Source organism: Bradyrhizobium sp. SZCCHNRI3043 (genome assembly GCF_032377735.1).
Classification (GTDB): domain Bacteria; phylum Pseudomonadota; class Alphaproteobacteria; order Rhizobiales; family Xanthobacteraceae; genus Bradyrhizobium.
Genome location: NZ_JAUHID010000002.1, coordinates 58,040 through 80,094 on the forward strand (window position 1 = coordinate 58,040; position 22,055 = coordinate 80,094).

Consider the following 22,055-nt stretch of genomic DNA (forward strand, 5'->3'; position numbering starts at 1 on the left):
CGGGCTACGGCGTACTCAGCCCGCCTTCCTCTGCCGCGCCGCCGACCGATGCGCCTTCTTCGCCGGGCGTCGATGCGTGCTCGTCCGCCTTGGCGCCGCACGCGCCGTCTTTTTTCCGCTCTTGCCGTTCAGGCTCTGCTTCAGCGCATCCATCAGGCTGACGACGTTGTCGGGCCGTTCCTCCGGCTCCGGTAGCTTGATCGGCTTGCCCGACGCCTTGCGTTTTACCAGCGCCTTCAGCGCGGTCTCGTATTGGTCCTTGAACTCCGAGGGATCGAAATGCGCCGCCTTGGTCTGCAGGATGTGGCCGGCGAGCTCGACCATGTCCTTGGCGATCTTCGGCGCCTTGATGTCGTCGAAGAACTCAGCTTCGTCGCGCAGCTCATAGGGAAAGCGCAGGGTGGTGCCGAGCATGCCCTTGCCCATCGGCTCGATGGCGATGATATGCTCACGGTTGGTCAGCACGATGCGCGCCAGCGCGACGCGGTCCTGATCCTTCATCGCATCGCGGATCACCGCGAAGGCGTCGATTGCCGCCTTGCCGTCGGGGGCGATGTAATAGGGATCGTTGAGATAGCGCTGGTCGATCTCGTCGCGCGGCACGAAGCTGTCGATGTCGATCGTATGGTTGCTCTTGATCTGGACCGCCTCCAGCTCCTCGGGCTCGATCTCGACGTACTGTCCCTTGGACAGCTCGTAGCCGCGGCCCTTCTGGTCGCCTTCGACGATGTCGCCGGTCTCGGAGTCGACCATCTGCTGCTTGAGCCGGTTGCCGGTCTCGCGGTTGATCAGATGGAAGCGCGTCTTCTCCACCGAGGTCGACGCCGGATAGAGGACGACGGGGCAACTGACGAGCGAGAGTTTGAGCGAGCCTTTCCAATAGGCGCGGGGGGCCATCGTGGTCTCCTTGGACAATCCGGACGAGGCTGCAACGGGCAAGCGTCGGTGTGGGTTCCATGGGCCCGGCGAAGGTCGCTTCGGGAAAAAATAATTCGCTTGACGACTTCGTAAAATCAGCATTATGGTCCGACCCGTTCCGTTGCGTCGGAAGGGGACGTATCGCGGTCGTCACGGACGTCGGCAGCGGAATGCGATGGGTGTGTCGGATTGCAGCGTGATTCAGTCGCGCCGACGAACAATCCGGCATGCACGGTCAAGTCGCGCGGTCCTGATACCCCGATGCTGGTATCCAGCGCGATGCGCGCAAGCGCATTGTCGCGACACGGTGGCCAACAAGCCCGGCGCGCCGAGGAGAACGCGAAGCAGCCGTTAAAGCCGTCGCGCAGGGAGGGCCGGGATGTCTCGGCTGCACCTGTGGTACCTGCCGCCTGCATTTTTTTCGCAGGCGGGCCATGGGGGCGGCGAGCTCCCGGCCTTCCCTGCGCCCTCTCGATTGGCAGAGGGCGGACGCCAGCGCAGCCTGGGCTCCCTGAGCCGCGGGAACGCGGAACTTTGCCCGATGTTATCATCATGGTGATGCGGCCGGTTCCACGAGTTCACCGGCTTTGCTACGCTACCACTCAACGCGAGGGATCACCGTGGCGCTCAGGAAGCTCTCCACCTATCGCAAGAAGCGCGATTTTGACAAGACGGCGGAGCCGTCCGGCGACGCCAAGGTTGCGCGTGCGCCGCGGCCGCGTTTCGTCATCCAGAAGCACGACGCGACGGGGCTGCACTACGATCTCAGGCTCGAATTTGGCGGCGTCTTCAAGTCGTGGGCGGTGACCAAGGGCCCGTCGCTCGATCCGCATGACAAGCGGCTCGCGGTCGAGGTCGAGGACCACCCGCTCGACTACGGCGATTTCGAGGGCACGATCCCGGAAGGCGAGTATGGCGGCGGCACCGTCATGCTGTGGGACCGTGGCTATTGGGAGAGCGAGGATCCCGAGAGCGGCTTCAAGAAGGGCGATCTGAAGTTCACGCTGGATGGCGAGAAGCTGCATGGCAGTTGGGTGCTGGTGCGCATGCGCCACGATCGCACCGGCGGCAAGCGCACCAATTGGCTCCTGATCAAGCATCGCGACGAATTTGCCAAGGAGGGCGAGGCCAACGACATTCTCGACGCCGACAAATCAGTGGCGTCGGGGCGCACGATGGAGCAGATCGCGGCCGGCAAAGGCAAAGCGCCGAAGCCGTTCATGCTCGCCAAGACACAGCGCATGAATGCCGATGCGGTGTGGCATTCGAACCGCAGCGACGGCAAGGCCACTTCGACGAAGACGGCGCCGTCGGCAAAGACGACGAAAGCGAGCCTGAAGTCGAAGACAGTGGCGCCGCGCATGGTGTCATCGTTGCCGGACTTCGTCGCCCCAGAGCTGTGTACCTCGGTCGCGAAGCCGCCGAGCGGTGAGGGGTGGGGGCATGAGATCAAGTTCGACGGCTACCGCGTGCAGATCAGGGTCGAAGGCGGCAAGGCAACCCTGATGACGCGAAAGGGCCTGGACTGGACGGCCAAGTTCAGTGCGATCGCGCAGGAGGCCGCGAAGCTGCCGGATGCGATCATCGACGGCGAGATCGTCGCGCTCGACAAGGACGGCAATCCGAATTTCTCTGCGCTGCAGGCGGCGATCTCAGCGGGCGAAACCGACGAGCTGATCTTCTTTGCCTTCGACCTGATGTTCGCCGAAGAGTTCGACCTGCGCCGCCAGCCTTTGCGCGAGCGCAAGGCGCGGCTCGCGAAGCTGTTGAAGGCGAACATCAAAGGCAAGGCGCCGCGCATCCGCTATGTCGAGCACTTCGAGAGCGACGGCGAGGCGGTGCTGGAGTCCGCACGCAAGCTATCGCTGGAGGGCATCGTCTCCAAGAAGCTGGACTCGGCCTATCATTCGGGACGGACGGAGAGCTGGACCAAAGCCAAGACCAGGCCCGGCCACGAGGTCGTCATCGGTGGCTGGAAGACCACCAACGGCAAATTCCGATCGTTGATGGTCGGCGTCAACAAGGACGATCATCTCGCTTATGTCGGGATCGTCGGCACCGGCTTCGGCCAGGACACGGTGAAGGAGATCATGCCGGCGCTGAAGGCGGCGGCCTCCGACAAGAGCCCGTTCAGCGGCAAGAACGCGCCGCGCAAGACGCGCGAGGTGCATTGGCTCAAGCCCGAGCTGGTCGCCGAGATCGAGTTTGCAGGCTTCACCGGCGACGGCAATGTCAGGCAGGCCTCGTTCAAGGCACTGCGCGAGGACAAGCCGGCGCGCGAGGTCGTTGCCGAGGAGCCGGTGGTGACGACGAAGGTTGCGACGCCGGTGGCGCGCGCCGCGGCGAGCGTCGCGACCGTCGGCACCACGGTCCACAAGACGCCGTCTCGGACTAAGGGCTCGGCCACCGTGATGGGCGTTGCGATCTCCAAGCCCGACAAGGCGCTGTGGCCGGACGCCGGCGACGGCGAGCCCGTCACCAAGCTCGATCTCGCGAACTATCTGGAAGCCGTCGGCGACTGGATGATCGGTCATCTGAAGGGCCGGCCATGCTCGATCGTGCGTGCGCCTGACGGCATCGGTGGCGAAAAATTCTTCCAGCGGCACGGCATGCAGGGCATGTCGGACCTGCTCGAGCTGGTCAAGGTCTCGGGCGATCGCAAGCCGTATCTGCAGATCGATCGCGTCGAGGGATTGATCGCGGTGGCTCAGGTCGCCGCCGTCGAGCTGCATCCATGGAATTGCGCGCCGGACGCCTATGACGTTCCGGGCCGGCTGGTGTTCGATCTCGATCCGGCGCCGAACGTCGCGTTCGAGGAGGTGATCGCGGCAGCCAAGGAGATGCGCCAGCGCTTGAAGTGCCTCGGACTCGAGAGCTTCTGCAAGACCACGGGCGGCAAGGGTCTGCATGTGGTGACGCCGTTGCTGCACGGCGCGCGCGACAAGGTGAGCTGGCCCGAGGCGAAGGCGTTTGCCCAGGGCGTGTGCCAATGGATGGCGAACGACAGCCCGGAGCAATATCTGCTCAACATGTCGAAGAAGCTGCGCAGGGGAAAGATCTTCCTCGACTATCTGCGCAACGACCGGATGTCGACGGCCGTCGCCGTGCTGTCGCCGCGCGCCCGCGAAGGTGCCACCGTGTCCATGCCGCTGACCTGGGCGCAGGTGAAGAACGGGCTCGAACCCAAGCGGTACACGGTCCGAACCGCGCCGGCGCTGTTGCCCAAGACCAAGGCGTGGGAGGGCTATGACGACGCGGCCGGAGCGATCAAGCCGGCGATGAGGAAGCTCGCGAACGAAGTGTAAGGGATGCGATGCGGGGCGCAATCAAGCCCAGGCCGACGTGGCGCGGCCACGTCAGCCCGAACTGATCAGTTGGATGGCTATGAGATCGATCGGATCAGATGCGTCCGAGCAGGACGAGAATCAGCACGATGACGATGATCAGGCCGAGGCCGCCGCCGCCGTAGTAGCCGGTGCCGTAGAACGGACCGCCGCCGATGCCGGAAAAGCCGCCGAGCAGGGCGATGATGAGAATGATGAGGATGATAGTTCCGATGGACATGTGCTTCCCTCCAGTGCCCGGCAGCGGGGCGACAACGTGCTCTGCCTTCGCCGAGGAAACTGGTTGGAACTTCGAAAGTTCCGCATGGGAACAAGTAAAATGCAGCGTGTGTCTTTGCGGTCGCATCCACCGATGATACATGAAGACGGTTGTTAGTCAGGAGATCGCGATGTCAAGTCCGCTTGTCGTTTCCATTCCGCATCGCCTCGGCAAGGACGAGGCCGTGCGCCGGCTCCGGGCCGGTCTCAGTCGCGCCGCGACCAGCGTTCCGGTCCTGAAGGTCGACGAGGAGCGCTGGGAGGGCGACAAGATGATCTTTCGCGTTCGCGCGCTCGGTCAGGCGGCGTCGGGCCATGTCGACGTCGCCGACGATCACGTGCGTGTCGAGGTCGTGCTGCCCTGGCTGCTGCAGCGCTTTGCCGAGGCGGCGCAGGCCGCGATCCGTAACCGCGGCCAGTTGCTGCTGACGAAGAAGAGCTGATCAGGTCGGCGCTGCCGCTGTCTGGCGTCGACCAGCCGGGTGGGCTGCCGCATCAGTCCGCGCCGGGATCACTGCTGCAGGCACGTGCGTGAAGATGGAGGACACCGCGACCATGCCGTTCTGCATGTCCGCAGATGTGTAACCGCGGGCATGAACCTCGGCTTCGAAATCATCCGCGTGGGGCCACACCCGGCCAGCGTCGGTAAACGGCGCAAAGTTGCGCGCAGTGATGATAATGACGGCGTCGCGCCCGCGCCGCCGTGCGAAGGCAATGATGTGATCGGCATGACGTCCGCTCACCTCGAGCGGCTCATAGGCGCCGTCCGTGAAGACCGAGGACATCTCGTTACGCAGCCTGAGCAGCCGCCGCGTCCAGGCCAGCTTGATGCGGCCATCCGGCCAATGGTCCGCGAGGTGCGCCCAGTCGGGACTCTCGCACGCACGCAGCGCCTGTTCGCGTGCGGCGAAATCGACCGGGCGGCGATTGTCGGGATCGACCATCGAGAGGTCCCAGAATTCGGTGCCCTGGTAGAAGTCGGGCACCCCCGGCATGGTCGCCTTCAGCGTCAGTTGCGTCAGCGAGTTCAGCGCGCCGAGCAGCGCCAGCCGTCTGGCGACAGTCTCCAGCGACTGCAGGAACTCGGTCGAACGGTCGCGGTCCAGGATGCGTTCGATGAAGGCGCGCAGGCCGTTCTCATAGGCCTCGTTCGGATTGAGCCAGCTGGTCTCCTCCTTGCCCTCGCGCGCGGCCTTCAGCGCATAGGCCTGCAGCCGATAGGGCAGGGTGTCATCGGTGCCGCTTGCCGGCCAGATGCCGACGAGCGTCTGGTACAGCATGTATTCGAACGCCGCCGAGGGCGCGCGCATCTTGCCATCCGTGATGACGTGCGGCGCGTTCAAGGTCTTCCAGCGCGCGACCGACGACGTCCAGTCGTTGGGCAGCTCGGTGATGGCGGCCAGCCGCGTGCGCGCATCCTCGCCGCGCTTGGTGTCGTGCGTGGCGGTGGCGGTCATGCCGTGCGGCCAATGCCTGGCGCGGTCCTGCATCAACTTGTGGAAGTCGCCGATGGCGAGAGCATGCGCCGCCGGATCGCCGCCGACCTCGTTGAGCGCGAGCAGCCGGTGGAAGCGGTAGAACGCGGTGTCCTCCAGCGACTTCGCCATCATGGGGCCGGTGAGCTGCTGCACCTTGAGGGCGAAGCGGCGCACGCGCGGGACGCTGTGGTTGGTGCTGCGGTCGCGCTTGATGAGATCCATGGTCAGCGCGTCGCGCAGGAACTCGAAGATCGAGCCGTCGGAGGCGAACCATTCGGCGCGGGCGCCGGCGATGGCGTGGTCGATCAGCTTGCGGTCGGTCTCGGTCGGACCGGCTGTGGTGAGATAGGTGCGATAGACCGGGAAGTGGAGAACATACAGTTCGAGCGCCTGGCGCAGGATGTCTTCCGAATAGTCGCGCGTGGAGTAGTGGCCGTTGGCGATGCGCGCCAGCAGGCGCGTCAGCACGGTGAACTCGCTGGTCAGCAGCGTCTCAAGCACGCGTTGCTTGGCTTCCTTTATCACCGGCGCCAGCTTCGGCGGCTTGTTGCTGATCTGGCGCCAGATCTCGTCGAGCGGCTCCAGGCCGTTGCCGTCGATCAAAAGCTGGATGACCACGTTCATCCATTCGTAGCCGGTGGTGCCGTGCACGCCTGCGAAGCGCGGCAGCTTCTCCTGCTCGCAGAGGATCTTCTCGATCACGACGTAGAACGGCCCCGCCGCGGGCCCGCGGGCGTCGCGGATCAGCCGGCGCAGGCGCTGAAAATATTGTGCGGGATCGCGCAGGCCATCGATATGGTCGAGCCGCAATCCCTGCAACTGGCCGCCGGAGATCAGCGTCTTGACCAGCCGGTGGATCGCTTCGAACGTGCCGGCATCCTCGACGCGCAGGCCCGCCAGCGTGTTGACGTCGAAGAAGCGGCGGTAGTTGATGTCGCTGGAGGCGAGCCGCCAGTGGCCGAGCTTGTAGTGCTGCCTCTCCAGCAGATGATGCAGGGCGAGCGTCTGTGCCGGACGCTCGGGCCCGGCCTTGTAGGCCGCGATCCCGCGGGCAATGACGTCGGCGGCGTCCGGAATGGCCTTGAGGGCCGCCTTGAATGCCGGCGCTTCCTTGCGGTTCGGATGGCGCAGGCCTTGATAGCGCGAGGCGAGCTCCAGGATCGCCCTGCCGGTCTCACTGCTTTCTGGGCCTGCCTCCTTGACGATGATGCGCAGCACTTCGCCGTAGCGCTCGGGCGCGATCGGCAGCCGATGCTCGAAGTACCAGCAGGAGAACGAGCCTTCGCCTGGATCATAGCGCAGCTCGATGTCGCCATGTTCGAGTGCATGCCCGTAGGAGGTGCCGACGATCGGCAGCAGCACGCCGCCGCGTGCGCGATACGGCAACTGGTCCCAATCGATGTCGAACGAGGCGGCGTGCGGCGAAGCCTGGCCCCATTCGAGGACGTCGAGCCACCATGGATTGTCGTCGAAATGCACGCCGACATGGTTCGGCACGAAGTCGAGGATGAGGCCGAGATCGTGCTGCTTGAGCGCCGCGCTCAGTTTGGCAAAGCCGTCCTCGCCGCCGAGCTCGGGATTGAGCCTGGAATGATCGGTGATGTCGTAGCCATGCGTCGAGCCCTTCCGCGCCGTCATGAACGGCGAGGCGTAGACGTGGCTGATGCCGAGCGCCTTCAGATACGGCACGACGCGCGCGGCCGCTTCGAAGTTGAAATCACCCGTGAGCTGCAGGCGATAGGTCGCGAGGGGGACGGCCGGAGGCATGCTATCCTCCGATGCTCCAGAACACGGACCACGGCGGCAGGCGGTCTCCAGGCGTGCCGCCCCAGATCGGAGTGCCCGGGACGCCGTTCGGCGAAGCCGCGAGCTCCTTGTCCGAGACGTTGGCAAGCAGAGTCAGCCTGCTGCCATCGCCCATCTCCCAATGCGCGGTCAGGCGACCGTCATCGGTCACATCAGCGTCGCCGAATTTTGCGCCCGGAAGCCGCGGCGCAACCTCCTTGTGACGCACGGCGAGGAGCGCGCGCACCAGCGCCAGACGCTCGCGCCCCGGCGATGAATTACGGGAGTCCCAGTCGATGATCGCGGACTTGAAGGTTTCGATGTCGAGCGGATCGGGGACCTCGTCGCCATGTTTGGCGTATGCCCACTCATACTCCTTGCGGCGTCCCTTACGCACGGCATGCGCAAGGTCGCCCTGGAAGTCGCAGAAGAATGGGAACGGCTGCTTCGAGCCCCATTCCTCGCCCATGAACAGCATCGGCACGGTCGGCGCCAGCAGCGTCACCGCGAGCGCCGCCGCGATCCCTTGCGGCGGCGCCAGCGCCTCGAGCCGGTCGCCGAACACGCGATTGCCGATCTGGTCATGGTTCTGCAGGAAGTTGACGAACGCTCCGGGGGCCAGATGACCGCTCGGCTCACCTCGCGGATCGCCGCCCCAGAATGCCGCCGGTTCGCCCTGATAGACGAAGCCGGAGGCGAGCGCGCGAGCGAGATCGCGGCGCGGCGCCTGCTGGTAGTCGCCGTAATAGCCGCCACTCTCGCCCGTCAGCATGACGTGCCAGGCATGATGATAATCGTCGTTCCACTGCGCGCGGAATTTGCCGCGCGGCGGCTCCTCCGCGGAATCCAGCATGCTGGCGCGGTTGTCGCCGTTTTCGAGCACCAGATGGATGTGCCGCCCGGTTGCTTCGACAAGCTTGCCAACCGCCGCGCTCAGATCGTGCAGCATCGGGATCTCACCCTCGTTGGACAGGATGTGATTGACCGCATCGAAGCGCAGGCCGTCGAAGCGATAATTCGTCAGCCAATGCAGCGCGTTCTCGATCGCGAAGGCGCACACTTCCGCGCGCCGGTAGTCGATCGCGCTGCCCCATGGCGTATGCGCATCGGTGAAGAAGGTCGGTGCATACAGGCCGATGTAGTTTCCCTCCGGGCCGAAGTGATTGTAGACGACGTCGAGAAACACCATCACCCCACGCAAATGGGCCTCGTCGATCAACGCCCGCAGGTCGTCGGGCCGGCCGTAGACGCTGTCGGGTGCGTAGAGCAGCACGCCGTCATAGCCCCAATTGCGCCGGCCGGCGAAATCCGCCAGCGGCATCAGCTCGAGTGCCGTGATTCCGGTCTCGACGAGGTGATCGAGCTTGTCGATCATCGCGCGGTAGGTGCCTTCCGACGTGAAGGCGCTGACATGACTTTCCAGGAACACGGCATCCTGCCACGGGCGGCCGCGCCAGTTTTCGGAGCGCCAGGTGTAGGCGCGGTGATCGATGACTTCGCTCGGACCGGAGACGTCCTCTGGCTGGAAATCCGAGCCGGGATCCGGAACGTCGAGCTCGTCGTCGATGCGGAACTTATACTGCGTGCCGGCGCCGGCGCCGGCGACCTCGAGCGCATACCAGCCGCCGTCGAGGCGCTGCATCTCGTGCTTGCCGTCGAGCACCAGATCGACGCGCTTGGCGGCGGGAGCCCACAACCGGAACGTCGTGCCTTTCCCGGTGATGCGAGGTCCGAACTGACGGGGGCTCATGGCAGGCCCGCAAACGCCAGCACGGAGCGGGGCGGAGCCTTGAGGTCGGCCCCGGCGGTGAAATCGACCTGCTTCTGCTGGGCTTCGGTGGTGTCGAGGACCTGCTGCCACGTCTTGTATTCGGCGAACTCGGGCAATTTGAATCCAATCTCTTCGGGCGCTGCATTCAGAACGATAAAGATCGGAGCCTGCTCCTGTTCCAACGGGGCGAGCACGTAGGCGAGAAATCGTCCGTCGGGAAAGGTCCAGTCGGTTTGCGTCATCTCCTCCGCCGAAGGCGTCAGCCACAGCACGCCGAAGCTGCCGTCCGAGCGGCGGCCGTCCAGCCAGCGGCGTGCGCGGATCTGGCCGAAGCGGCGGCGCAACTCGGTCATATGCGCGATGAAGTCGATGAGGTCGTCGCCCTCGCGGCCCATGCCGCTCCAGTCCACCCAGCCGACCTCGTTGTCCTGGCAATAGGCGTTGTTGTTGCCGTGCTGCGAGTTGCCAACCTCGTCGCCTGCGAGCAGGATCGGCAGACCCTGCGCGAGGAACAGACAGGCGAGCTGGTTCTTGCGCAACTGTCGGCGCATCGCATTGATCGCGACGTCGTCGGTCGGGCCTTCATGGCCGCAATTGTTGCTGTGATTGTCGTTGGAGCCGTCGCGATTGTCCTCGCCGTTCGCCTCGTTGTGCTTGCTGTTGTAGCTGAACAGGTCCGCCAGCGTGAAGCCGTCATGGACGGTGACGTGATTGACGCTGGCGCGTTGGCTACGGCCGTCGTGATTGAAGATGTCGGACGAGCCGGTCATGCGGCTGGAGACCTCGCCGATCAGGCTGCCTTCGCCGCTCCAGTAGCGGCGCATGGCGCTGCGATAGCGGTCGTTCCACTCCGACCATTGCGACGGGAAGGCACCGACCTGGTAGCCGCCGAGGCCGACGTCCCACGGCTCTGCCACGAGCTTCACGCCGGCGAGCACGGGGTCCTGGCGGATCGCAGTGAGAAACCCGCTGCGCCGGTCGAAGCCGTGCTTCTCGCGCGCCAACGTTGTCGCGAGATCGAAGCGGAAGCCGTCGACGTGACAGACCTCGACCCAGTAACGCAGCGAGTCCATCACCATCTGCAGCACGCGCGGATGGGTGAGATTCACCGACGAGCCGCAACCAGTGAAGTCGTCGTAGAAGCGCGGATTGTCGGGCTGGAGCCAGTAGTAGGAGGCGTTGTCGATGCCACGATAGCACAGGGTCGGCCCGAGATGGTTGCCCTCGGCGGTGTGGTTGTAGACCACGTCCAGCATCACCTCGATGCCGGCATCGTGCAGCCGCGCCACCGTCGTTCGGAAGGCATCGAGCGGATTGTCCTGCGCGTAGCGCAGCTCCGGCGCGAAGAAGGAAATGGTGTTGTAGCCCCAGTAGTTGACGAGCTTCTTCTCGACCAGCATGCGGTCGTCGATGAAGGCGTGGATCGGAAGCAGCTCGATCGTCGTGACGCCGAGCCGCTTCAGATGCTTGATCATCGCGGGCGAGGAGAGTCCGCCATAGGTGCCGCGCAGATTGGGCGGCACGTCGTCGCGCTTGTTGGTCAGGCCCTTGACGTGGGCCTCGTAGATGATCGTGTCCTCCCACGGGATCTGCGGCCGCATCTCGCGCCGGCCCCAGTTGAAGGTCTCGTCGATGACGACCGCCTTGGGCATGCCGCGGGCATTGTCGCGCCGGTCGAACGAGAGATCCTCGCGCGGCGAGCCGGCGCGGTAGGCGAAATGGGCATCGCTCCAGACCAGCCGGCCGGCGAGCCGCTTGGCATAGGGGTCGAGCAGTAGCTTGTTGGCATTGAAGCGGTGGCCGCGCTCCGGCTCGTAGGGCCCGTAGACGCGGTAGCCGTAGAGCTGCCCCGGCGAGACGTCGTTGAGATAGCCGTGCCAGACATCTTCCGTCCGCTCCGGCAATTCGATCCGCTCGATCTCTCGCCGGCCCTGGCTGTCGAACAGGCAGAGCTCGACCTTCTCGGCATTGGCGGAGAACAAGGCAAAATTGGTCCCCCGTCCGTCCCAGGTTGCTCCGAGACGGGCGTGGCTTCCTGCGGCCAGACGCATTGCGTCAGGCTTCCGGGACGAGAAATACCGCTGCCATGGGCGGGAGGATGAGGTTGAGCTGGTGTTCTTCAGAGGCATGGACCTGGCCGACATTGCCGACATTGCTGCCGCCATAATGCAGGGAGTCGGAATTGAAAGCTTCCCTCCATTTGCCGCCGAACGGCACGCGGACCCGGTAATTGTAATACACGTTGGGCGAAAAGTTCACGACCACGACGCAGCGCGCGTGCTCATCGAAGCCCTTTCGCACCCAGGCGAACACGTTGCGGTCCGCGTCATCGGCGATCAGCCACTCGAATCCGTCCGGCTCGCAGTCCCGCTCATGCAGCGCCGGCACGTTGCGGTAAAGATGGTTGAGGTCGCGGATCAGGGCCTGGATGCCGGCATATTTGGCATCGCCGAGCAGATGCCAGTCGAGCGAGGTGTCGTGATTCCACTCGCGCTCCTGGGCGAGCTCGCAGCCCATGAACAGGAGCTTCTTGCCGGGATGCCCGAACATGAAGCTGTAATAGGCGCGCAGATTCGCAAAGCGCTGCCAGTCGTCGCCGGGCATCCGGCCGAGAATGGAGCGCTTGCCGTGCACGACCTCGTCATGCGACAGCGGCAGGATGAAGTTTTCCGAAAAGGCGTAGTGCAGGCCGAACAGGATCTCACCGTGGTGATATTTGCGGTGGATCGGATCCTTGCTGATGTAGCGCAAGGTATCATGCATCCAGCCCATGTTCCACTTATAGCCGAAGCCGAGCCCGCCCATGTCGACTGGGCGCGACACCTGCGGCCACGCCGTGGATTCCTCGGCAGCCGTGGTCGCCTGCGGGAAATGACCGAACACGTCGATATTGGTCCGACGCAGAAACTCGATCGCCTCGAGGTTCTCGCGCCCGCCATATTTGTTCGGGATCCAGCCGCCGGAGGGACGGCTGTAGTCGAGATAGAGCATCGAGGCTACGGCATCGACGCGCAGGCCATCGATGCCGTAGCGCTCCAGCCAGAACAGCGCGTTCGAGCGCAGGAAGTTGGCGACTTCGGTGCGGCCGTAATTGTAGATCAGCGTGCCCCAATCGAGATGCCGGCCCTGCATCGGGTTGGCGTGCTCGTAAAGCGCTGTCCCGTCAAAATGGCCGAGGCCGTGCGGATCATCCGGGAAATGGCCCGGCACCCAGTCGAGCCACACCGCAAGGCCTTCGCGGTGGCAGGCGTCGACCAGCGCGCAGAAATCCTCAGGACTGCCAAAGCGGCTGGTCGGCGCGAACAGGCCGGTCGGCTGATAGCCCCAGGAGCCGTCGAACGGATGCTCGCTGACGGGCAGGAATTCGATGTGCGTGAAGCCCATGTCGCGTGCATAGGCCGGCAACTGCTCGGCGAGCTCGCGATAGGTCAGCCACTGGTTGTTGTCCTTGCGCCGCCAGGAGCCGAGATGCACCTCGTAGATCGAGACCGGTCGATTCAGTTTGTTGATGTCATGTGGCGCCGGCCGCGGCCGCGGCAGGCTGGTCTCGTCGACCACGATCGATGCGGTCTTGGGACGCATCTCGGCCGCGAAGGCCATCGGGTCCGATTTCAGCGGTAGGTGCTCGCCCTGCGGGCCGATGATGTCGAACTTGTAGTGGTCGCCGGCCCTGGCACGGGGAATGAACAGCTCCCAATAGCCGTTGCCGCGGACGCGCATCGGGTGGCGCCGCGCATTCCAGAAGTTGAAATCGCCGACCACGCTGACGCGACGTGCATTGGGCGCGAGTACGACGAATCCGACGCCATCGACGCCGTCGAGCACCATCGGATGCGCGCCAAGCTTGTCGTAAAGCCGCTCATGGTTGCCTTCGCCGAGCAGATGCAGGTCGAAATCACTCAGGATCGGCAGGAAACGATAGGGATCCTCGAGGTCGGTGACGTGGTCGCCGAATGTCGCCCGAAGCCGATAGCGCTGCAGCGACGGCATGGTCCCGGTGAACAGGCCGGCATCATGGATGCGCGTCAGCGGCGAGACTTCGCCGTGCTCGCCGACCACCTCGACCCGCGAGGCCTCGGGCAGGAAGGCACGCACGACGGTCCGCCCGTCGACATTGTGCTGACCGAGATAGCGAAACGGGTCGGCATGCCGACCTTCGATGATCGCAAACGCCTCGGGAGAAAGATGGGTCATGAGGACTCGCTGGCTGATGCTGGCTCGGACAGGACGCGAAGCAGGTTGCCCAATGCGACGCGCAACCAGTCCGGCCGGTGAGCCAGATCATATTCGAGCGCTCCGAGGGCTTTTTCCAGCATGAAAAAGTTAAGGAGCGCCTCCGCGGTGTGCGGATCGTCCGGCCAGAGGCGCTGGTTGGCCTTGATCTCCCGATAGCCCGTCAAAAAGGCCGTAACAGCCTGGTCGCGCCATTCCGACAGCGCGGCGGGGATCCGGCCGTGATCGTCCGGGCCTGCCCTCAGAGCACGCTCGAGCGCGACGCGGACCGAGCAATCGATCGAGCGCAGGAAGCCCGCGATGTCGCGGGCCGGCGGCGCCTTGCGCAGGCGCTCGGCGAGCGGCTGCTCCTCGTCGCCGTCGAAATCGATGATGAAGATATCATCCTTGACGATGAGGATCTGGCCGAGATGGAAATCGCCATGCAGCCGGATGTCGCAGCCGCCGACATGGTGCGGGATCAGGCTGCTGAGGCGCTCCGACAACTCGCCGCGCCTGGCGAGCACCTGGTCGACCAGCCCTCGTTCGGGATCCTTGAGGTGATCGCGGCGCTCGCTCAGGTCCGTCAGGACCCGTCCGGCCTGGGCGCGCAGCCGGTCGATCCAGTGATCGAGATGATCTGCGGTCGTGGGTTCGGGCGCGAAATCGGCGACGTCGCTGCGCGAGGCGAGCGCCGCATGCAGTTCGCCGACGCGACGGCCTGCCTGCGCCATGTAGCGCAGATAGGGCGACAGCTCCTCGCTCTGCCGCACGTCGCCGCTCGCGGCGAACACGCGCTGGTCGTCGACGTAGCGATCGAGATAGGCGGCGCTGACGGTCCAGCCGTCGCCCTGGTTCTCGATGAAACCATGGACGCAGCCGACGGTCTGCCGCTCGCCCTCCTGGATCACCTCGATGCTGCCGAGCAGCGGCGGGACATTGGCGAAGCCCACCGCCTCCGTGAGGAATCGGCCGATCTCGATCTCCGGATGCGGGCCGGCCTCCAGCTCGCGGCGGATCTTGATGAAGAACTCGTTGTTGACGACCGCCTTGCTGCTGCAGCGGTCGGTTTCGACCACGCGCACCTGCTCGGATTCGCGGATTGGCTTGTCCGGAAACCGCGACGTCGGCCGGAATTCGAGGCGCACCCCGTTTTCCTCGACCGTCAGCGATTGCTTCAGATTGTGCAGGAGCAGCGCAAGAAAGATCGGGCTGGTCGCTGCATCGAGCAGCGTTCCCTCGCGGGCGCCCTGGCGCACGGCGGCAAAGGCTTGCGGATTGTAGCGATCGCGATCGAAGCGGACCCATTCGATCTGCATCGGCAGCAGATAGCGCAGCTTGTCGTCGCGCTCAGCGGCCTTGAAGAAGATCAGCCAGGGCCGGTTGTCGCCGATGTCGCAGAACGGGATCGCCGAGGTCAGCGTCGGATGGATCGCGTCCGCCGAGCGCTCGGGGTACCATCGCGCGCGCGCCAGATGACCGGGCAGAACGTCGCGTTCGAACACGCTGCGAGTGCGGGCCAGCGATACCCAGGTCGAGCCGAGCGGCACGACCAGCGTCTCGAACTCCGGCACCGCGCGCTGGATGATGGGCTCCGACTTCTCGCGCTCCTTGAGCTGGAACCAGTAGAATCCGTAGGGCGCGAGCGTGATCATGTAAGGCAGCTCGCCGACCGGGGGAAAGCGCGAGCGGCCGAGCATCTCGATCGGGACGCGATCCTTGAACGGCGAGAGATCGAGCTCGGTCGCCTGCGCCGAGCGCGACAGGTTGGCGACGCAGAGGATGACCTCGTCCTTGTACTGGCGGACATAGGCCAGCACCGACCGGTTGGCCGGGCGGATGAAGGTCATGGTGCCCCTGCCGAAGGCCAGCGTCGACTTGCGCACCGAGATCAGCTTCTTGGTGGCGTTCAACAGCGACGACAAGCTGCGCGATTGCGCCTCGACATTGACCGCCTCGTAGCCGTACACCGGGTCCATGATCATCGGCGCGTAGAGCCGCGCCGGGTCGGCGCGCGAGAAGCCGCCATTGCGGTCGGGCGTCCACTGCATAGGCGTGCGCACGCCGTTGCGGTCGCCGAGATAGATGTTGTCGCCCATGCCGATCTCGTCGCCGTAGTAGATGATCGGCGTGCCCGGAAACGACATCAGCAGCGAGTTCATCAGCTCGATCTTGCGCCGGTCGTTGTCCATCAGCGGCGCGAGGCGGCGGCGGATGCCGACATTGATGCGTGCGCGCGGATCGTTGGCGTAGGTCGACCACAGATAGTCGCGCTCGACGTCGGTCACCATCTCCAACGTCAGCTCGTCATGGTTGCGCAGGAACAGCGCCCATTGGCAGGTCGCGGGGATGTCGGGCGTCTGGCGAAGGATGTCGGTGATCGGGAAGCGGTCCTCCTGGGCGATTGCCATGTAGATGCGCGGCATCAGCGGGAAGTGATAGGCCATATGGCATTCGTCGCCCTGGCCGAAATATTCCTGAACGTCCTCCGGCCACTGATTGGCTTCCGCAAGCAGCAGCTTGTCCTTGGCGTAATTGTCGAGCTCGACACGCAGGCGCTTGATGATCGCATGCGTCTCGGGGAGGTTTTCGTTGTTGGTGCCGTCGCGCTCGCAGAGGTAGGGGATGGCGTCAAGCCGGAAGCCGTCGACGCCGGCATCGAGCCAGCGTTTCATCACCTGGATGATCGCGTTGACCACGCGCGGATTGTCGAAATTGAGGTCCGGCTGGTGCGAGAAGAAGCGGTGCCAGTAGAACTGGCAGGCCTCCGGATCCCAGGTCCAGTTGGACTTCTCGGTATCGGTGAAGATGATTCGGGTGCCGAGATATTTCTGGTCGGTGTCGCTCCAGACGTACCAGTTGCGGGCGCTGGAGCCGGGCGGGCTGCGCCGGGCGCGCTTGAACCAGTGATGCTGGTCGGAGGTGTGATTGACCACGAGCTCGGTGATCACCCGCAGGCCGCGCCGCTTGGCCTCCTGGATGAAGCGCTTGAACTCCTTCATCGTCCCGAAATCGGGATTGATGCTGCCGTAATCGGCGATGTCGTAGCCGTCGTCGCGGCCGGGCGAGGGGTAGAACGGCAGCAGCCACAGCGTGGTGACGCCGAGGTCCTGCAGATAATCCAGCTTGTCGGTCAGGCCGGCGAAGTCGCCGACGCCGTCATTGTTGCTGTCGGCGAACGCCTTGACGTGCAGCTGGTAGATGATCGCGTCCTTGTACCAGAGACCGTCGCCGTCGGTCTCGGTCTGCAGACTCGGCGAATCCAGGGATGACATCAGGTTCACGAGGCCCTCACCTAGGAGAGAGGATGATGATGCAGCTGCGATTGGAGGCGTCTCGAAAGATGTCTCGGTCTCGGCAGATGCGGCTCTCCTCAAAAGAGGGCAGAATAGGGGAGAAAGCGTCCTTGGGGGTGACGCTCTCGAACGTGTGCGCAAATTTGTTCACGGTGATGCCATTGACAAGAAAACGGCGTCCCGGTTCGCTAGAAACCGAGACGACCCCCTTACAAAGCTGCAAGGCTCGTTTTGTTCCCCCGGGAACGACGGCCATGCCGCGGCGTTAGGGGCTTATCTTCTTGCCGTCCCACAACAATTTACGACGTACGTCTCCCGTTACGTCCAGATCGCGTGCCGAATGGATCTCTACAGCGAAGCCCATAGTCTCGGAATCCTGACAGAATTCTACGATGGTCAGGGGCAGCGTCGTGTCACCGACGAAGCGGCGCTCAAGATCATCGTTGAGGCTTTTCCCAGGCCCACGCCTCATCGGCTGCTGAGCGGCGCGGTCGTGATTCGGTCCGGGCAGCCGGCGCGCAGCCGCCTCAACGAGGCGGCCAAGCTGCCAGTCAGGTGGACCATCAGGCGTGGCGACGCTGAGACAGTCTCCGGGCAGGCCGCTGAGGCCCTGGTCGAGTGGCCGGGTGATCTGCCGGTCGGCAGCTATCGCCTCGAGCTGGTGGATGCGTCGTCGTACCGCGAGGAGCTGCCGCTGCTGGTCGCGCCGGCGAAGGCCTTCGGCGGTGATTTCGATCGCGTCTGGCTGCTGGCGGTCCAGCTCTACGGCATTCGATCCGGTCGCAACTGGGGCATGGGTGATTTCACCGATCTTGCCGATCTCATCACGCTTTGCGCCAAGCTCGGCGCCGATGGCGTCGGCCTCAATCCGCTGCACGCGCTGTTCGACGACCGGCCGGGCGATTTCAGCCCCTATGCACCGAATAGCCGGCTGTTCCTGAATGCGCTCTATGTCGATGTGGAGCAGGCGCCCGGCTTCGCGAAGGGGCCGGACAGCAAGGTGCTCGAGCCGCTGCGGCGGGCCGAGCTGGTGGACTACAAGGGAGTGGCGGCGTTGAAATGGCCGGCCTTGCGCGCGGCCTTCGACGCCTTCATGGCTGCGCCCGCCGCCGCCGCGGCGGCGGAGTTCAAGGCCTACCGCGCCGAGCGCGGCGATCTGCTGGCGCGCTTCACCTGCTTCGAGGTGTTGCGGCATCGCTTCCAGAAGCCGTGGTGGGACTGGCCCGAGGAGTGGCGGCAGCCCGATGCTGGGCGCTGCGCGGCGCTGCTCAGCGGCCCCGATCGGAGGGAGGCCGATTTCGTCGCCTATGTGCAGTGGCTCGCCGAACGACAATTGAGCCATTGCAGGGATCTCGCGCAGCGGCTGGGAATGAAGGTCGGTCTGTATCTCGACGTCGCGGTCGGCGTTCAATCCGACGGCTTCGATGCCTGGAACGAGCAGGGCGCCATTTCGCGCACGCTCTCGGTCGGGGCGCCGCCCGATCCCTTGAACACGGTCGGGCAGAACTGGGGACTCGCCGGGTTCAACGCGCCCGGACTGGCGCTGAAGAATTTCGAGCCGTTCCGGGAGATGGTCCGGGCGTCGATGCGGCATGCCGGCGCGATCCGGCTCGACCATGTGCTCGGTTTGAAGCGGCTCTATCTGGTGCCGCACGGATTTCCGGCCAAGCAGGGCGCTTACGTGCAGATGCCGTTCGAGGCGCTGCTCGCCGCAACCGTCATCGAGAGCGTCGCCAACGAATGCATCGTCATCGGCGAGGATCTCGGCACCGTGCCGGAGGGCTTTCGCGAGCAGATGGCCGATTGGGGACTGTGGTCCTACAAGGTGATGATCTTCGAACGCGACGACAACGGGCGCTTCCGCGATGTCGACTTCTATCCGCCGAATGCGCTGGTGACGCTGAATACCCACGATCTCTCGACCTACGCCGGCTGGCGCTCGTTCGGCGATCTCAAGACCAAACGCGGGCTGGGCATCGATCCCGGTGAAAGCGACCAGGATCGCTGGGATGCGTTGGGGCTCTGGGACGAGGTGCTCCGCCAAAACGGCATTCGAGCCAACGACGTCCACTCAGCGATCGCCTTCCTGTCGCGGACGCGGTCCCGGCTGCTGGTGATTTCCCTGGAGGATCTGCTGGAAGTGGTCGATCAGCCCAATATTCCCGGCACGATCGACGAGCATCCGAACTGGCGCCGCAAGATGCCGATCAAGCTCGAGGACATCGCCGGTGCGACCAGCGTCGCGGCGTTGAAGGCGGCGACCGCCGAACGGATCAGCCCGGCCGGCGTTTAGAACGGGGGGATTGCGGGGGGCAGTTGCACGCGGATGCCAAATGTCCTGCAGGATCGAAGACTACGCGCTGATTGGTGATTGTGAGACGGCTGCCCTGGTGAGCCGGAACGGGTCGATCGACTGGCTGTGTTGGCCGGCGTTCGATTCGGATGCCTGTTTCGCAGCCTTGCTGGGAGATCGCAGCCATGGCCGCTGGCTGATCGAGCCCCGCGGCGACGTCCGATCCACGTCTCGCCGTTATCGCGGCGACAGCCTCATCCTCGAGACGCGATACGAAACTGCGACCGGCACCGTCGAAATGATCGATTTCATGCCGCCACGGGGCAGCGCCTCAGATGTCGTGCGGCTGGTCCGCGGCGTCTCCGGCCGGGTCGCCATGCGGATGGAGCTGATCATCCGCTTCGGGTTCGGCATCGAGATTCCCTGGGTCAAGCGTTCTGAGGATCGCTCCGCGCTGCTCGCCATCTGCGGCCAGGACATGGCGGTGTTGCACACGCCGGTCGCCACCCGCGGCGAGGACATGACCACGGTGGCGGAGTTCGAGGTCGCTGCCGGCAACACCGTGCCCTTCGTGCTCACCTACGGTCCGTCGCATCTGCCGGTGCCCAAGGCGATCGATCCGGATCGGGCGCTTGATGACACCGAAACGTTCTGGGCCGACTGGTCGCGGCGCTGCACCCATCAGGACGAGCATCGCGCGCTCGTGATGCGCTCGCTGATCACCTTGAAGGCGCTCACCTACGCGCCGACCGGCGGCATCGTCGCGGCGCCGACCACCTCGCTGCCGGAGAAGCTCGGCGGCCGGCGCAACTGGGACTACCGGTTCTGCTGGCTGCGTGACGCGACATTCACGCTGCTGGCGCTGATGAACTCGGGCTACACGGAGGAAGCGCTGGCCTGGCACAACTGGCTGCTGCGCGCCGCGGCCGGCGCTCCCGCCTATATGCAGATCATGTATGGCATCATGGGCCAGCGGCGGCTGATGGAGTGGGAGGCCGAGTGGCTGCCGGGCTACGAGGGTGCCCAGCCGGTGCGGATCGGCAATGCCGCGCATGCGCAGCTCCAGCTCGATGTCTACGGCGAGCTGATGGATGCCTTCCACCAGGCCCGCATGACCAAGCTCAAGCTGGACGACGGCACCTGGGACCTGGAATGCGCGGTGCTCGACCATCTCACCGACGTCTGGGACCAGCCCGACCACGGCATATGGGAACGCCGCGGCGATGGCCGTCACTACGTGTTTTCCAAGGTGATGACCTGGGTCGCGTTCGATCGCGCGATCAAGAGCGCGGAGAAGTTCGGGTTCAAGGCGCCGCTGGAGCGCTGGCGGCGGCTGCGCGAGGCCATTCATCGCGACGTCTGCGACAAGGGCTACGACGAAGGCCTCGGCAGCTTCGTCGAGTCCTATGGCTCGCGGCTGCTCGATGCCAGCCTGCTGCTGTTGCCGGCGGTCGGCTTCCTGCCGTGCTCCGATTCGCGCATTCGCGGCACGGTCGAGGCGATCGAGCAGCATCTGCTGCGGGATGGCTTCGTGCTCCGGCACGATCCGCGCGACGTCTCTCCGGACGAGCAGCAGCCGATCGAAGGCGCGTTCCTGGCCTGCACGCTGTGGCTGGCCGACGCGCATGTTCTGGCGGGCGCCACCGAAAAAGCCGAGACGCTGTTCCGCCGCGTTGTGAACATCGCCAACGACGTCGGACTGCTGGCCGAGGAGTACGACGCCGAGGCACGGCGGCAGACCGGCAACTTTCCCCAGGCGCTGACGCATATCGCGCTCATCAACACGGCGCAGAATCTGAGCAGTGCCAAGAAGACCAGCGACAAACCCGCGAGGCAGCGGTCGGAAGCCTGAGCTGCCGCGTGTCAGCTTGCGGATGAGCCTTGCGCGTTTTCTGCCAGGATCATCTCCATGGCATTGGCAAAGCCTTCGTCCTGGTTGGACGTGGTGATGCGCTTGGCTTTGCTCTTCACCTCGTCACTGGCATTGCCCATGGCGATCGACAAGCCGCTCACCTCGAACATCGCGACGTCATTATGCATGTCGCCGATGGTCGCGACCTGGTCGAGCGGGATACCGAGCCGCTGGGCCATCGCTTTGACGAAGGTGCCCTTGTTGCGGCCTGGCGGCGTGATGTCGAGATAGTAGCTCTGCGAGCGGACAGCGGTCGCTTCCGCCCCCAATGCCTGCTGCATCTGGCTCTCGCAGCGCGCCAGCAGCTCGAAATCGCTGCTGGCGCCGACGATCTTGCAGGCGTTCGACAGATAGGGGGAGAAATCGTCGACGATCGTCGGCTCCGCGCGAATGGCGCGCCGCTCGTTCGGGACGTACTCGCCGTCCGGATTGCGCGTCAGCCAGGCATCATTGGTGAAGACCCAGATGTCGACGCCGGATTGATGGAGAAGATCGACGCAGCGCGCGGCGGCCGCGGGCGGGATCAGGCTCTGCTCGAGCGGGCGCATGTCGGCGCCGATGATCGAGCTGCCGTTGAACGGGCCGACCGGAAGGCTGATCTGCAGCGGCTCGATCAGAAAGCGCATGCCGATCGCCGGGCGGCTCGAGGTGAGCGTGAAGGCGACGCCGCATTCATGCAGCCGTCGCGCCACCTTCGCAGCCCGCTCGGTCAGAACCTTGTCCTTGGTCAGCAGCGTGCCGTCGACGTCGGATACGACGAGAGCGATGCGGGTCATGAGCCCTTCCTG

Annotated in this window: 12 protein-coding genes; 4 read left to right on the forward strand and 8 right to left on the reverse strand. The window is 64.8% G+C overall.

Going from position 1 to position 22,055, the window contains the following annotated elements; translation table 11 throughout:
- Window positions 1-15 precede the first annotated feature (15 nt).
- Entirely contained in the window at window positions 16-897 is an 882-nt protein-coding gene (locus QX124_RS06065; RefSeq protein WP_315796644.1) for a Ku protein, read from the reverse strand.
- 641 nt (window positions 898-1,538) lie between these two features.
- Here QX124_RS06065 and ligD point away from each other — a divergent pair.
- The gene (ligD, locus tag QX124_RS06070; protein ID WP_315796645.1) at window positions 1,539-4,223 is read left to right on the forward strand and encodes a DNA ligase D; all 2,685 of its coding nucleotides are present in this window, start codon (window positions 1,539-1,541) and stop codon (window positions 4,221-4,223) included.
- A 94-nt stretch (window positions 4,224-4,317) separates the two neighbouring features.
- Here ligD and QX124_RS06075 read toward each other — a convergent pair whose 3' ends face one another.
- Entirely contained in the window at window positions 4,318-4,482 is a 165-nt protein-coding gene (locus tag QX124_RS06075; RefSeq protein WP_006614022.1) for a DUF3309 family protein, read from the reverse strand.
- 169 nt (window positions 4,483-4,651) lie between these two features.
- On the opposite strand from QX124_RS06075, the gene QX124_RS06080 reads away from it, so the two are divergent.
- Entirely contained in the window at window positions 4,652-4,963 is a 312-nt protein-coding gene (locus QX124_RS06080; protein WP_315796646.1) for a polyhydroxyalkanoic acid system family protein, read from the forward strand.
- Here QX124_RS06080 and treY read toward each other — a convergent pair whose 3' ends face one another.
- Genes treY through treS form a run of 5 tightly spaced genes read right to left on the reverse strand, consistent with a single transcriptional unit; the run spans window position 4,964 to window position 17,050 of the window.
- Window positions 4,964-7,765, reverse strand: a complete 2,802-nt coding sequence (gene treY / locus QX124_RS06085; RefSeq protein ID WP_315796647.1) for a malto-oligosyltrehalose synthase — start codon at window positions 7,763-7,765, stop codon at window positions 4,964-4,966. It lies immediately after the preceding gene.
- 1 nt (window position 7,766) lies between these two features.
- Window positions 7,767-9,533, reverse strand: coding sequence for a malto-oligosyltrehalose trehalohydrolase (gene treZ, locus QX124_RS06090; protein WP_315796648.1), 1,767 nt, complete (start codon window positions 9,531-9,533; stop codon window positions 7,767-7,769).
- Window positions 9,530-11,605: a glycogen debranching protein GlgX gene (glgX, locus tag QX124_RS06095; protein WP_315796649.1), complete on the reverse strand. Its 2,076-nt coding sequence runs from the start codon at window positions 11,603-11,605 to the stop codon at window positions 9,530-9,532. Before glgX ends, treZ begins: the two co-directional genes overlap by 4 nt.
- 4 nt (window positions 11,606-11,609) lie before the next feature.
- Complete coding sequence (gene glgB, locus QX124_RS06100) at window positions 11,610-13,748, reverse strand: 1,4-alpha-glucan branching protein GlgB (protein WP_315796650.1); 2,139 nt, start codon at window positions 13,746-13,748, stop codon at window positions 11,610-11,612.
- On the reverse strand, window positions 13,745-17,050 hold the full coding sequence (treS, locus tag QX124_RS06105) for a maltose alpha-D-glucosyltransferase (protein WP_315796651.1): 3,306 nt from the start codon (window positions 17,048-17,050) through the stop codon (window positions 13,745-13,747). The genes glgB and treS overlap by 4 nt, the downstream gene beginning before the upstream one ends.
- A gap of 352 nt (window positions 17,051-17,402) precedes the next feature.
- Between treS and malQ the strand changes: the two genes are divergently transcribed.
- Both malQ and QX124_RS06115 read left to right on the forward strand, forming a co-directional pair.
- Entirely contained in the window at window positions 17,403-19,355 is a 1,953-nt protein-coding gene (gene malQ / locus QX124_RS06110) for a 4-alpha-glucanotransferase (protein ID WP_315796652.1), read from the forward strand.
- A gap of 40 nt (window positions 19,356-19,395) precedes the next feature.
- Window positions 19,396-21,207, forward strand: a complete 1,812-nt coding sequence (locus QX124_RS06115) for a glycoside hydrolase family 15 protein (RefSeq protein ID WP_315796653.1) — start codon at window positions 19,396-19,398, stop codon at window positions 21,205-21,207.
- Between the two features lie 11 nt (window positions 21,208-21,218).
- Here QX124_RS06115 and QX124_RS06120 read toward each other — a convergent pair whose 3' ends face one another.
- Entirely contained in the window at window positions 21,219-22,043 is an 825-nt protein-coding gene (locus tag QX124_RS06120; RefSeq protein ID WP_315738656.1) for an HAD family hydrolase, read from the reverse strand.
- Window positions 22,044-22,055: the final 12 nt, after the last annotated feature.

Bases quoted from the DNA above. Each gene is read 5' to 3' on its own strand.
- QX124_RS06065 (WP_315796644.1), bottom strand. From the start codon at position 897: ATGGCCCCCCGCGCCTATTGGAAAGGCTCGCTCAAACTCTCGCTCGTC.
- QX124_RS06075 (WP_006614022.1), bottom strand. From the start codon at position 4,482: ATGTCCATCGGAACTATCATCCTCATCATTCTCATCATCGCCCTGCTC.
- QX124_RS06080 (WP_315796646.1), top strand. From the start codon at position 4,652: ATGTCAAGTCCGCTTGTCGTTTCCATTCCGCATCGCCTCGGCAAGGAC.
- treY (WP_315796647.1), bottom strand. From the start codon at position 7,765: ATGCCTCCGGCCGTCCCCCTCGCGACCTATCGCCTGCAGCTCACGGGT.
- treZ (WP_315796648.1), bottom strand. From the start codon at position 9,533: ATGAGCCCCCGTCAGTTCGGACCTCGCATCACCGGGAAAGGCACGACG.
- glgX (WP_315796649.1), bottom strand. From the start codon at position 11,605: ATGCGTCTGGCCGCAGGAAGCCACGCCCGTCTCGGAGCAACCTGGGAC.
- glgB (WP_315796650.1), bottom strand. From the start codon at position 13,748: ATGACCCATCTTTCTCCCGAGGCGTTTGCGATCATCGAAGGTCGGCAT.
- malQ (WP_315796652.1), top strand. From the start codon at position 17,403: ATGGATCTCTACAGCGAAGCCCATAGTCTCGGAATCCTGACAGAATTC.
- QX124_RS06115 (WP_315796653.1), top strand. From the start codon at position 19,396: ATGTCCTGCAGGATCGAAGACTACGCGCTGATTGGTGATTGTGAGACG.
- QX124_RS06120 (WP_315738656.1), bottom strand. From the start codon at position 22,043: ATGACCCGCATCGCTCTCGTCGTATCCGACGTCGACGGCACGCTGCTG.